This is a genomic window from Rhodococcus sp. BP-160, from assembly GCF_019836205.1.
Lineage (GTDB): Bacteria > Actinomycetota > Actinomycetes > Mycobacteriales > Mycobacteriaceae > Rhodococcoides.
This window is the reverse complement of record NZ_JABUEK010000003.1, coordinates 614,761-627,270: the sequence shown is the minus strand read 5'-3', so window position 1 is coordinate 627,270 and position 12,510 is coordinate 614,761. Positions and strand designations below refer to the sequence as shown.

Here is a 12,510-nt window from a genome sequence, read left to right as displayed (position 1 = left end):
CGTCAGTCGGCGACAGGCCGGCGGGCGGCTGCGCGCATCGCCTCGAGCTCGCGGATGATGGTCGCGGCGTCGTGGGGGCCGCTGTGGCGCTGCGGAACCCGGCCCTCGACGCCGAGATAGAACGTCGGCGTTCCCGGTAGCTCGCTGGTGAGCGCGTCGAGTTCGTCGTCCTCGACGCGGGTGACGAAGTCGCCGGTCCGGAGGTCGTCCTCGAAGCGATCCATGTCGAGCCCGAGGTCCGCGGCGTAGCGGTCGATGTCGTCGCGCTCGAGGGCGTCGCTGTGCAGGAACAGCGCGTCGTGCATCTCCCAGAACTTGCCCTGTGCCGCAGCGGCTTCCGACGCCTCGGACGCGTACCGGGCATGCGGGTGGTAGTCGTCGAGCGGGTAGTGGCGGAAGATGTAGCGCACCTGGTCTCCGAAGTGTTCCCGCACCTCGCGCGTGCTTCCGGTCGCCTTGCTGCAGAACGGGCACTCGAAATCGCCGTACTCCACGATGGTGAGCGGCGCGTCCACCGGTCCGCGGATGTGGTCCCGCTTCGGGCTCACGCGGCGGAGGAGGTCCAGTGACGGTTCCGCGGGCGGCGGCGCGAATCGGTTGCCGAGCGAGAACACCAGCCAGCCGAGCAGCGCGGCGATCACGGAGGCACTGAGCACGCCGACGCGGGCTTGATCTGCGAGAGCCGGGTCGTCCAGCGCGAGATCGACGATGAACAGCGAGATGGTGAATCCCACACCGGAGAGCGCGGCGCCGCCGGCGATCTGCGGGAAGGTGAGCCCCGGCGTCATGGATCCCGGCCGGAGCTTCGCGAACACCGCGCTCGCCGTCGTGATGCCGACGAACTTGCCGAGCACCAGGCCGACGACGATGCCCCAGGTCAGCGACGACGTGGCGGCGGCGCGCAGCGTCTCCGAGCTCAGGACCACACCCGCGTTCGCGAGGGCGAAGATCGGCACGATGATGAAGGCCGTGTACGGCTGGTAGAGCCGCATCAGCCGCTCGTTCACCGAGACGGCGCGCTCGAGTCCGAGCCGCGCGGCGCGGGCGTACTCCGGATTGGGGGACTGTCGGAACGCGCGGGTCAGCGCGGCGGCATGTTCCACCTCACGCCGCCGCGGCGGGTAGACGGGCAGGATCAGGGCGATCATGACGCCCGCGAGAGTGGGGTGGACGCCGGACTCGTACATGGCGACCCAGGTGACCACCGAGACGAGTCCGTAGCCCGCGCCGCGCCACACCCGCAGGCCGCGCAGCGACGCGATCAGAGCGAGGCCCGCCACGGACACGAGCAGGGGCCCTATCCGCAGTTCGTCGGTGTAGAACACCGCGATGATGGCGAGGGCGCCGACGTCGTCGGCGACGGCGAGGGTCAGCAGGAAGATGCGCAGACGCACGGCTCGGGCGGGTCCGACGACCGCGAGGAGCCCGACCACGAACGCGGTGTCGGTCGAGATCACGACACCCCACGCCGCGGCCTCGGGCCCGGTGGGATTGAGGAGAAGGAACAACGCCGCGGGCAGTGCGAGCCCGGCGATCGCCGCCACGATGGGAACGGCGGCGCGGGACCGGTCGCGGAGCTCGCCCATGGCGAACTCCCGCTTGACCTCGAGCCCGACGACGAAGAAGAACAGAGCCATCAGACCGTCGTTGACCCAATGCTGCAGGTCGAGCTCGATGCCCTGATCACCCAGCGTGATCGACAGCGGGGTGTGCCAGAACAACTGGTAGGTCTCACCCCACGGCGAGTTCGCCCAGATCAGCGCCACCACGGTGGCGACGAGGAGGAACGCGGCAGCGACGGTCTCGCTGCTGTCTCCCCGACGCGCGTCGGCGATCTTGTCGACCAGGCCTCTGAACCGCGTCCGATGCGCGGTGATCGACTCCGTCACCGCACGAAACTACAGCAGCGCCGCACCCCTCGCGGGGTGCGGCGCTGTGAGCTCGTGCGGTGGAGACGGAGTGTCAGCTCGCGTCGCGTGCCGCTTCCTTCTCGGAACCGGCGCCGGCCGTCGAGAGCTGGCCACCCGCGTTCTCGAGGTGCGCACGCACGAACCAGTGGAACAGCTCCAGCTGGCCGCTGTGTCCGATGAGCAGGTCCTCGGTGACGGGGTCGACCTTGCCGACCTCCTCGATCGCCGCGCGGTAGTCCGAGATCACGCCGGTGTAGACGAGGTCGAGCGCGCCGAGGTGCTCGATGGCCGGCGCGCGGCCGATGCTGTAGTCGTCCCACTTGCGCTGCGAGACGATGGTGCCGGGGGTGCCGAGTGCGGACGAGCCCAGCGTCGCGATGCGCTCCGCGACGTCGTCGGCGAAGCCGCGCACGGCCTCGACCTGGGGATCCAGCATCTCGTGGACGGAGATGAAGTTGGGTCCGACGACGTTCCAGTGCACGTGCTTGAGCGTCAGATGCAGGTCGTTCAGGGCGTTGAGGCGGTCCTGGAGGACCTCCGCCACATGGGCACCGTCGGCGACGTCCATGCCGGGAACGGTGTACGAGGCCGTCTTCTGCGTCGTGTCAGTCATGCACCGTGGATTCACCGTCGGCCCCTCGTTCAAACCCCCCGGCGTCGCAGGTCACACCGGCTCGGGGGCATGGTCTCGGTGTGGTCCGGAGCGACCCCGCATCTGCGTAGGCTGAGCGTCGTAGCGTTGTCGAGAAGGGTGTTCCACGAGTCATGCGAGTCTTCTTCTGCCGCAAGTGCGGTCAACAGCTGTCGTTCGAGAACTCCATCTGCCTGAGCTGTGACAGCAGGCTGGGATTCCACCTGCCGAGTCGCAGCATGCAGGTGCTCGACGACGATCTGTCCGTGGTCGTGGACGGCACCACCTGGCGACGCTGCGCCAACATCAAGTTGGCGCAGTGCAACTGGTTGGTCGACGCGACGGACGGGGACACGCTGTGCCTGTCCTGCGCCCTCACCCGCACGCGGCCCGCCGACTCCGACCAGGAGGCCATCGCCGAGTTCGCGTCCGCGGAGACGGCGAAGCGCCGGGTGGTGCTCGAGCTCGACGAGTTGCACCTGCCGATCATCGGGCGGGACGAGAACCCCGAGGGTGGTCTCGCTTTCGACCTGCTCTCGAGCGCCAACCGCAACGTCATCACCGGTCATGCCAACGGTCTGATCACGCTGGACCTCGCCGAGAGCGACGACGTGCACCGCGAGCAGCTGCGGGTGTCGATGGACGAGCCCTATCGCACGCTCGTCGGCCACTTCCGGCACGAGATCGGCCACTTCTATCAGATGGTGCTGATCGGCAGCGGTGAGCATCGCGCGCGGTTCGAGGAACTCTTCGGCAACCCGGACGACGACTACCAGGCGGCACTGGATCGGCACTACAGCGAGGGTGCACCGGACGGCTGGAAGAAGAACTACGTGTCGTCCTACGCGACGATGCATCCGGCCGAGGACTGGGCGGAGACGTTCGCCCACTACCTGCACATTCGGGACACCCTGGACACCGCTGCGGCCTACGCCTTCGCGCCCGCCGGATCCACCTTCGAGGCGCCACTGGCCGGAGACGTCGGTTTCAGCCGGATCATCGACTGGTGGCTACCGCTGACGTGGGCACTCAACCAGCTGAACAGGTCCATGGGACACCAGGACCTCTACCCCTTCGTCCTGCCGGCGAAGGTGCTGGAGAAGATGCGCTTCGTCCACTCCGTCATCGTCCCCGACGAGGTCTGAGCAGGCGCCTTCTACCAGGAACCGCTTCGTTCGGGAGGCAGCCGGGCGATGAGGGACCGCGCGCACTCGATGGTCAGCGTCGTGTCGTGGGACAGCACGTAGTCGTACCGACGTTCCATGTCGGGTCCGGTGTCGCCGAGGTCGCGGGCAGCGAGCACCGCGGAGAAGTGGGGCGTCAGCACGACGACGTCCCATTCCTCGCGCAACGCGTCCGACGCGGCGAGGTTGGCTCCGCGGATCTTCGGGGCAGGCTCGGTTCCGATGTTCTCCGCGAGCGCGCCGACGAGCGTCGCGTTCATGGCCATCAGCTCCCACCGTCGTCCGGTGATGGGCGTGAAGTGCTTGACGTGCTGGAACGCTCCGAGCATCAGCGCGGTCTGCTGGCTGTCGGTCGCCATCGCCTCGAGGTTCTTGCTGATCTCGATGAGCAGACGCTTGCTCGCGCGGCGTACGTCGCGACCGCCGGCAGCCAGGTTGTACGGCGTCGACATCGGGGTGAAGCCGCGATCGCGCGCGATCTCGAACTCGAGGGGTGATCCCACGGGACTGTCGACGGAGAGGTCGGTGGTCGATCCGTAGAGGGAGCCCTCGCCGACACGCGCTCCCATGGCCTGCGCCGTGAGCGCTGCTCGTGGGGTGTCGATGCCCTCGGCCATGACCACGGCGCCGGTGCGCTCCACCTGGGCCGCCACGGCGTTGACCACGCGGGCCGTGAAGCGATTGGGGCGCGTGGCCAGGAGGGTCCGGTCCAGCTTGATCACGTCCGGCTCGAGCAGCGGGAGCAGAGCGAGGGACTCGGGCCGTACTCCCACGTGGTCGACGGCGATGGCCCAGCCGAGTCGTCGGACCTCGGCGACCACCTGCATCAGGTGCGCCGGTCGTCGGATGAGCGCGGTCTCGTCGAACTGCAGCACCGCGCCGCCCATGTCGTGGTCCCGCAGGTCGGGCAGTTCCGTGAGGGAGTCGGGGTCGACCGCGATGAACAGGGGCAGTTCACGAGGAAGCTCGGCGCGCGCGGCCTCGCTGAGCGCTCCGTTCCACCGCGCGGCGTCGAGGTCGGGTGTCATGCCCATCGACTTCGCGGCCGACGCGAGTGACACGGGGTCGGCGAACGACGAGTCGGCGGGACCCAGAACGACCGCCTCGTACCCGACGATGGCATCGGTCTGCAGATCGATGATGCGCTGGAACGACGTGCGGAGGCTCTCGGGACCGAGCAGATCGCTGAGTCCGCCCCCGTCCCGGTCGCCGGAGAACAGCACGGGACGGGCCGGCCTGCTTCCGGCTGTGTTGGTTCGGTCGTCGATCACCACGGCGTGTGCCCTTCCGTCATGTCGGCGCGTTCGCGAGGAACGTGCTCGACCCTCGACCGCCGCCGTGGTTTGACAGGAGTCCTACGTCATCCCGACACGGCGCAGTCAGCGCCCTCCCGGGTGTCTCACCACATTACCCGATTGGCGATGGGGACCACCCGTATGTGTTAATTGCGGTGCGATCAGGTACAGCGACTTCGCTAGGGATGGTTCACAAGCATGGGTGCTCGACGTTCGGCTCGTTTCCTCGCTCGTACGGCTGCAGGCGTCCTCGCCGCGGCCGCCGTCACCGTCGGGGTGGCCGTGCCCGCCTCCGCGGCGCCGCTGTGGCCCGGTGGCCCGGACATCTCGCTCCCTCCGATCCCCGGCATCACCGCCCCCGCGCCCGGTGTCCCGACACCGCCGGTCGCCCCGCCCGCACCCGTCGAGGCGCCGCGTGGTCCCGCGAACTTCTCCGCTCCCGCACTGAACCCGTCCGCGGGCGAGGTCGTCGGTGTCGCGCAGCCGATCATCGTCCGGTTCGCCGCCCCGATCGACGACCGCGCGGTCGCCGAGCGGGCGATCGACGTGACCACGTCCGCCGGTGACGTCGCCGGCCGCTTCTTCTGGTTCTCCGACAGCCAGGTCCGCTGGCGACCCGACGTCTTCTGGCCGGCGAACACGACCGTGACGGTGACCGCGGGAGACGCGTCGTCCACCTTCACCGTCGGCGACGCGATCGTCACGACGGCCGACGACGACACCAAGACCATCACGGTGACGCGCAACGGCGAGGTGGTGCGCACGATGCCCACCTCGATGGGCAAGGTCGGCCACGAGACGCCCAACGGCACCTATATCGTCGGCGAGCGTTTCCGCGACATGTACATGGACTCGTCCACCTACGGCGTGCCGGTCGATGCGCCCGAGGGCTACCGGACCTACGTGGAGTACGCCACCCGCATGTCGAACAGCGGCATCTTCGTCCACGCCGCGCCGTGGTCGGTGGACAGTCAGGGTGTCGAGAACGTCAGCCACGGCTGCCTCAACGTCAGCACCGAGGACGCGAAATGGTTCTTCGAGACGGCCCAGAAGGGTGATCCCGTGGTGGTGCAGAACACCGACGGCGGCATTCTGAACGGCCGCGACGGCCTCGGCGACTGGCAACTCTGAACGATCACATCTCGGACCGATACTGATCGGTCCATGTTCACCATTCGTTCGCTTTACCTACGCTAATGTCCCACCGGTGAGAGCAAGCCCGCCGCGATCGCGGCCGGTGGTCCAGCGCACCTTGCCGGAACTGCCACCCGCACAACGATCTTTCCTCCGTCGACCGTGGCGCGACTACGCGCTGTTCCTGGTGTTGGTCGGGCCGAACCTGGTCCTGCTGGGCGTGTTCACCTACCGGCCGCTGCTGGACAACATCAGGCTCTCGTTCTTCGACTGGAACATCTCGTCGCCGACGTCGACCTTCATCGGTCTCTCGAACTATCGCGAATGGTGGGGGCGCAGCGACACGTGGCAGATCGTGTCGAACACCGTCATCTTCACCATCGCGGCGGTGGCGGGCAGCATGCTCCTCGGACTCGTCCTGGCGATGCTCCTCGATCGCAAGCTGCGCGGCCGCAACATCGTCCGCTCGGCCGTCTTCGCTCCGTTCGTCATCTCCGGCGCGGCCATCGGTGTGGCGTTCCAGTTCGTGTTCGATCCGAACTTCGGCCTGATCCAGGACGTCATGCGGCGGTTCGGCTTCGAGGGAGTGCCGGACTTCTACCAGAGCCCCGGGTGGGCGCTGTTCATGATCACCGTGACGTACCTGTGGAAGAACCTGGGCTACGCCTTCGTCATCTATCTCGCAGCGCTGCAGGGTCTTCGGCAGGATCTGACCGAAGCCGCGCAGATCGACGGCGCGAGTCGGTGGACGACGTTCCGCAAGGTGACGCTTCCTCAGCTGCGTCCCACGACGTTCTTCCTGTCCATCACGGTCATGCTCAACTCGTTGCAGGTCTTCGACATCATCAACGTGATGACGCGGGGCGGTCCGCTGGGTACCGGCACCACCACGATGGTCTATCAGGTGTACGAGGAGTCGTTCCGCAACTTCCGGGCCGGCTACGGCGCGACCGTCGCCACGATCATGTTCCTGGTGCTGCTGATCATCACCGTCCTGCAGGTGCGAGTCATGGATCGAGGTGATGCGCGATGAGCGTGATCGACAGGGCACCGGCCGCCGCCACTGCCGACGATGCCCGCCCGGCGCGGGACGCCGCCCGGCGTCGTCGACTCTCCACACTCTTCGGCTACGCAGCGATGGTCGTGGTCATCGTCATCATCGGGTTGCCGCTCTTCTGGATCGTCGTCACCTCGTTCAAGGAGCGCGGTGACATCTACGTGCAGCCGTCGGTCTGGTGGCCCGCGGTGTTCCGCCCGGAGAACTACGACGAGGCGACGACCACCGTTCCGTTCTGGACGTTCCTGAAGAACTCCCTGATCATCACCAGCATCCTGGCCGTCGTGAAGTTCGCGCTGGGCGTGCTCAGCGCCTACGGCCTCGTCTTCCTGCGCTTTCCGGGCAAGACGATCGTCTTCCTCGTGATCATCGCCGCACTGATGGTGCCGAACCAGATCACGGTGATCTCCAACTACGCGCTGGTGGCGCAGTTGGGGTGGCGCAACACCTTCCAGGGCATCATCGTGCCGCTGGCGGGCGTGGCATTCGGAACGTTCCTCATGCGCAACCACTTCCTGTCGATACCGCAGGAGATCATCGAGGCCGCCCGCATGGACGCCGCCGGCCCGGTCCGCCTGCTGTTCCGGGTGGTCCTGCCGTTGTCGGGCCCGACCATGGTCGCGTTCGCCACCATCACCGTGGTGAACGAGTGGAACGAGTACCTCTGGCCGTTCCTGATGTCGGACGACTCGTCCGTCGCGCCGCTGCCGGTGGGCCTGACCCAGTTGCAGAACAACGACGGCGTCACCAACTGGGGGCCCGTCATGGCCGGCACGGTGCTCACCATGCTGCCCATCCTCGTCGTCTTCCTCGCACTGCAACGCCACATGATCAAGGGACTCACCTCCGGCGCCGTCAAGGGCTGACCAACCTATGAACAAGGAGCACATGATGCAGCCATTCTCTCGCCGCGGATTCCTCGGACTGTCCGGTGCCGTCGCCGCGGGCGCCGCTCTCACCGCCTGTGCCGGAACGAGTTCGACGAGCAGCTCGTCGGCGTCCGGTGGTGGCGATGCCAGTACGATCACGTTCTGGTCGTCCCACCCGGGTAGCTCGAAGGACATCGAGAACGAGCTCATCTCGCGCTTCCAGACGGCCAATCCCGACCTGACGGTGCAGATGGTCGACGGCGGCAAGAACTACGAGGAGATCGCGCAGAAGTTCAACGCGGCGCTGTCGGGCGGGTCGCTGCCGGACGTCGTGCTGCTCTCGGACGTGTGGTGGTTCAACTTCGCGTTGCTCGGCGCGATCTCGCCGCTGGACGACCTGTTCTCGCAGGCGGGCGTGAACACGAGCGACTACGTCGACTCGCTCGTCGCCGATTACAACTGGAACGACAAGACGTGGGCGCTGCCCTACGCCCGCTCCACCCCGCTGTTCTACTACAACCGCGAGGTGTGGACTGCTGCCGGACTCCCGGATCGCGGGCCGGCCACGTGGCAGGAGTTCGACCAGTGGGGCCCGGAGATCCAGCGCGCCATCGGATCCGGCAAGCTCGCGCACGGCTGGGGCAACGCGGAGGACTACCTGGGGTGGACCTTCGAGGGCCCGATCTGGACGTTCGGCGGCAGCTACTCCGACGAGTTCGATCTGAAGTTCACCGACGAGCGCACCATCGAGGCCGGCAACTTCCTCAAGGACATGATCCACACGAAGAAGTACGCGGCCGTGTCCAACGACATCGCCAACGACTTCTCCGCGGGCCTGCTCGGCTCGACCATCGCGTCGACCGGCGACCTGTCGGGCATCACGAAGAACGCGAAGTTCGACTTCGGCACGGCGTTCCTCCCCGCCGAGGCGGGCACTCCCGGGTGCCCGACGGGTGGCGCCGGACTGGCCATCCCGGCGAACATCCCGGACGAGCGGAAGATCAACGCGCTCAAGTTCATCGAGTTCGTGACCAACACCGAGAACACGGCGTACTTCTCGCAGAACGTCGGCTACATGCCGGTGCGCAAGTCGTCCGCCACCGACGCCTCCGAGGTCGCGTTCCTCGAGCAGAACCCCCGCTCGCGGACCGCGGTGGACCAGCTCGCGCGGACCCGGTCGCAGGACTACGCCCGCGTGTTCGTGCCCGGCGGCGATCAGATCATCGGTGCGGGTCTCGAGCAGATCGCCCTGCAGAACGCCGATGTCGCGTCGACGTTCTCGGGTGTGCAGGATCAGTTGCAGCAGATCATCGATCGCCAGATCACTCCCAAGCTGCCCAAGTAGAAGCGGACCACCTCTGTCATGGCCTCGGTACATTTCGTGGAGACGACCCACCGCTACGCGGGAGCACCGACTCCCTCGGTGGACGCGCTCAGTCTGGACATCGCGGACGGCGAGTTCCTCGTGCTCGTCGGACCGTCGGGATGCGGCAAGTCGACGAGCCTGCGCATGCTCGCCGGGCTCGAGGCGATCGAGAGCGGGCGCATCGAGATCGGCGGCAAGGACGTCAGCGGGTTCGCACCCAAGGAACGTGACGTCGCGATGGTGTTCCAGAACTACGCGCTGTATCCGAACATGACGGTGGCGGAGAACATGGGATTCGCGCTGCGCAACGCGGGAATGTCGAAGGCGGACACGGCCGTCCGCGTCGAGGAGGCGGCTCGGATGCTCGAGCTCGAGCCCCTCCTCGGCCGGCGTCCGGGCAAGCTGTCCGGCGGCCAACGTCAGCGCGTGGCGATGGGGCGCGCGATCGTGCGTCGCCCCGAGGTGTTCTGCATGGACGAGCCGCTCTCCAACCTGGACGCGAAGCTCCGGGTGAGCACGAGGTCGCAGATCGCGTCGTTGCAGCGCCGGCTCGGCACGACGACGGTGTACGTGACACACGATCAGGTCGAGGCCATGACGATGGGGGACCGGGTCGCGGTCCTGAAGAGCGGACTCCTGCAGCAGGTCGCGAGTCCGCGTGAGCTGTACGCGAATCCGGTCAACGACTTCGTCGCGTCGTTCATCGGCTCGCCCGCGATGAATCTGCTCGAGACGGACGTGGTGGACGGCCACGCCGTCCTGGGTGGCGCGCGCATCCCGGTGCCCGCCGCACACAAGGGGAGGATCGTCGTCGGGGTCCGCCCCGAGTCGTGGGAACTGGTGGGCGAGTCCGACACCGAGGCGGTCGAGCTGACCACCGAGCTGGTCGAGGAACTGGGGGCGGAGTCGTTCGCCTACTCGGTCGGACCGGCGGACGCCGGCTGGACGGCCCGCGGTGGCCGCGTGGTGGTGCGGGTGGATCGTCGTGTCGTGGTCGGTGCGGGCGAGCGCCTGCGCGTCCGGCCGGACGCGGGTGAGGTGTACTTCTTCGATCCCGAGTCCGGCCTGCGCCTGCGCTAGATCACCAGATGCGGACGCGCTGCTGCGGATCGAGGTAGAGCGCGTCCTGCTCTGTCACCTCGAAGGCCTCGTGGAAGCTGTCGAGGTTGCGGACCACGCCGTTGCATCGGAACTCGGGCGGCGAGTGGGGATCGATGGACAGGCGGCGCAGCGCCTCCGCGTCCCGCGCCTTGGTGCGCCACACCTGCGCCCAACCGAAGAAGACACGTTGGAGCCCTGTCAGGCCGTCGATCTCCGGGGCCGCGGAGCCGTTCAGTGAGATCTTGTACGCCTCGACGGCGATCGACAGACCACCGAGGTCGCCGATGTTCTCGCCGATCGTGAACTTCCCATTGACGTGGTGTCCGGGAAGGGCTTTCGGCTCGAACGAGTCGTACTGCTCGATCAGCGCGGTGGTGCGCTTGCCGAACTCGCTGCGATCACTGTCGGTCCACCAGTCGACGAGGTTGCCGTCACCGTCGTACTTGGCTCCCTGGTCGTCGAATCCGTGGCCGATCTCGTGTCCGATGACCGCACCGATTCCGCCGTAGTTCGCGGCGTCGTCGGCGTCCGGGTCGAAGAACGGGGGCTGCAAGATCGCGGCGGGGAACACGATCTCGTTCATGCCCGGGTTGTAGTAGGCGTTGACGGTCTGCGGGGTCATGAACCACTCGCCGCGGTCCACCGGACCACCGAGCTTGTCCAGATCGCGCTGGTACTCGGCCTCGTAGCCGCGGCGGTAGTTGCCCACCACGTCCGCCGGATCGATCAGCAGCGAGGAGTAGTCCCGCCAGGTGTCCGGGTAGCCGATCTTCGGGGTGAACTTGTCGAGCTTCGCCAGCGCGGCCGTCCGCGTCTCCGGGCTCATCCACTCGAGGTCGGAGATGTTGCGCCGGTACGCCTCGACGAGGTTGGCCACCAGTTCCTGCATGCGCGTCCGCGAATCGGCCGGGAAGTGCTTCTGTACGTACAGCTTTCCCACCGCCTCGCCCATCAGATCCTGTACGAGGGAGACGCCGCGCTTCCAGCGCTCGCGGTTGGTCTCGGTTCCCGTCAGCGTGCGGCCGTAGAAGGCGAAGTTCTCGTCGACGATCGCGGACGTCAGGTACGGCGCGCGGGAGTGGAGGATGCGCCAGGTGGCCCAGGCCTTCCAGTCGTCGAGGCTGCGCGTCGACCACAGCTCCGCGAACGTGGTGAGGAACTCGGGCTGGCGGACGACGATCTCGGCGAAGTGACGGTCCGCGTCGGCGCCGAGGCCCTCGATCCAGGCGCCCCACTCGAAGCCGGGCGCGTCCGCTCGCAGCGACGCGAGCGTCGTCAGGTTGTAGGAGAGATCGGCGTCGCGGCGCTTCACCACGTCCCAGTGGCCCGCCGCCAGGGCGGTCTCGAGATCGAGGACGCTCGCTGCGGAACGGGTCACGCCCGCGAGGGCGAACATGGCGCCGATGTGCTCGGCGTACTGCTCGCGAACCTGTGCGTGCTCGTCCTCCCGGTAGTACGACTCGTCGGGGAGGCCGAGGCCGGACTGCGAGAAGTGGACGAGGTAGCGGTCCGATTTCTTCGAGTCGGTGTCGACGTAGTGCGCGACCGCGCCGCCGACACCGGTGCGCTGCAGAGTGCCGAGTACGCGGGCGAGCGCCTCGCTGTCGGTGGCGTCGGCCACCGCCGCGAGCTCGTCGGCGATCGGCGCGGTGCCGGCCGCCTCGATGGCGTCGGCGTCCAGGAAGCTGCTGTAGAGGTCACCGATCTTCGCGGCGTCCGAGCCGGGCGCCGGACTGGAGTCCGCCGCGACCTGGATGATGTCGCGGACGTGCTCCTCGGCCCGGTCGTACAGTGTCCGGAACGCGCCGTCGACGGCGCGGTCGGCCGGGATGTCGTACTCGGCCAGCCAGCGGCCGTTGACGTGCTCGAAGAGATCGTCCTGCGCTCTGGTGGCGGCGTCGACGAACTTCAGGTCCAGGCCCGAGGGCCGTGCGAGTGATGCGTCCGAGGTCATGCCTCCATC

General features: G+C 67.6%; 10 protein-coding genes. 6 read left to right on the top strand and 4 right to left on the bottom strand.

Going from position 1 to position 12,510, the window contains the following annotated elements; all coding sequences use genetic code 11:
• Nucleotides 1-2: 2 nt before the first annotated feature.
• Nucleotides 3-1,877 carry a Na+/H+ antiporter NhaA gene (nhaA, locus tag HQ306_RS14835; protein ID WP_222632673.1) on the bottom strand — a complete coding sequence of 625 codons (1,875 nt, stop codon included), beginning with the start codon at nucleotides 1,875-1,877 and terminating at the stop codon, nucleotides 3-5.
• A gap of 85 nt (nucleotides 1,878-1,962) precedes the next feature.
• On the bottom strand, nucleotides 1,963-2,523 hold the full coding sequence (locus HQ306_RS14830; RefSeq protein WP_056441116.1) for a Dps family protein: 561 nt from the start codon (nucleotides 2,521-2,523) through the stop codon (nucleotides 1,963-1,965).
• Nucleotides 2,524-2,675: 152 nt separating this feature from the next.
• Between HQ306_RS14830 and HQ306_RS14825 the strand changes: the two genes are divergently transcribed.
• Nucleotides 2,676-3,686, top strand: a complete 1,011-nt coding sequence (locus HQ306_RS14825; protein ID WP_027506122.1) for a putative zinc-binding metallopeptidase — start codon at nucleotides 2,676-2,678, stop codon at nucleotides 3,684-3,686.
• An 11-nt stretch (nucleotides 3,687-3,697) separates the two neighbouring features.
• Here HQ306_RS14825 and HQ306_RS14820 read toward each other — a convergent pair whose 3' ends face one another.
• Complete coding sequence (locus HQ306_RS14820; RefSeq protein ID WP_235578864.1) at nucleotides 3,698-4,999, bottom strand: EAL domain-containing protein; 1,302 nt, start codon at nucleotides 4,997-4,999, stop codon at nucleotides 3,698-3,700.
• Between the two features lie 219 nt (nucleotides 5,000-5,218).
• On the opposite strand from HQ306_RS14820, the gene HQ306_RS14815 reads away from it, so the two are divergent.
• The 5 genes from HQ306_RS14815 to HQ306_RS14795 all read left to right on the top strand — a co-directional run bounded on the left by HQ306_RS14815 (nucleotide 5,219) and on the right by HQ306_RS14795 (nucleotide 10,526).
• The gene (locus HQ306_RS14815; protein ID WP_222632251.1) at nucleotides 5,219-6,151 is read left to right on the top strand and encodes a L,D-transpeptidase; all 933 of its coding nucleotides are present in this window, start codon (nucleotides 5,219-5,221) and stop codon (nucleotides 6,149-6,151) included.
• A 76-nt stretch (nucleotides 6,152-6,227) separates the two neighbouring features.
• Nucleotides 6,228-7,187: a carbohydrate ABC transporter permease gene (locus tag HQ306_RS14810; RefSeq protein ID WP_051613419.1), complete on the top strand. Its 960-nt coding sequence runs from the start codon at nucleotides 6,228-6,230 to the stop codon at nucleotides 7,185-7,187.
• On the top strand, nucleotides 7,184-8,077 hold the full coding sequence (locus HQ306_RS14805; protein ID WP_222632249.1) for a carbohydrate ABC transporter permease: 894 nt from the start codon (nucleotides 7,184-7,186) through the stop codon (nucleotides 8,075-8,077). The genes HQ306_RS14810 and HQ306_RS14805 overlap by 4 nt, the downstream gene beginning before the upstream one ends.
• Nucleotides 8,078-8,102: 25 nt before the next feature.
• A complete protein-coding gene (locus HQ306_RS14800; RefSeq protein WP_222632671.1) occupies nucleotides 8,103-9,425 on the top strand; it encodes an ABC transporter substrate-binding protein in 1,323 nt (440 codons plus the stop codon).
• A gap of 18 nt (nucleotides 9,426-9,443) precedes the next feature.
• The gene (locus HQ306_RS14795; RefSeq protein WP_056441124.1) at nucleotides 9,444-10,526 is read left to right on the top strand and encodes an ABC transporter ATP-binding protein; all 1,083 of its coding nucleotides are present in this window, start codon (nucleotides 9,444-9,446) and stop codon (nucleotides 10,524-10,526) included.
• Nucleotide 10,527: 1 nt separating this feature from the next.
• Here the strand turns inward: HQ306_RS14795 and HQ306_RS14790 are convergent, their stop codons facing one another.
• Entirely contained in the window at nucleotides 10,528-12,501 is a 1,974-nt protein-coding gene (locus tag HQ306_RS14790) for a M13 family metallopeptidase (protein WP_222632247.1), read from the bottom strand.
• Nucleotides 12,502-12,510 lie beyond the last annotated feature (9 nt).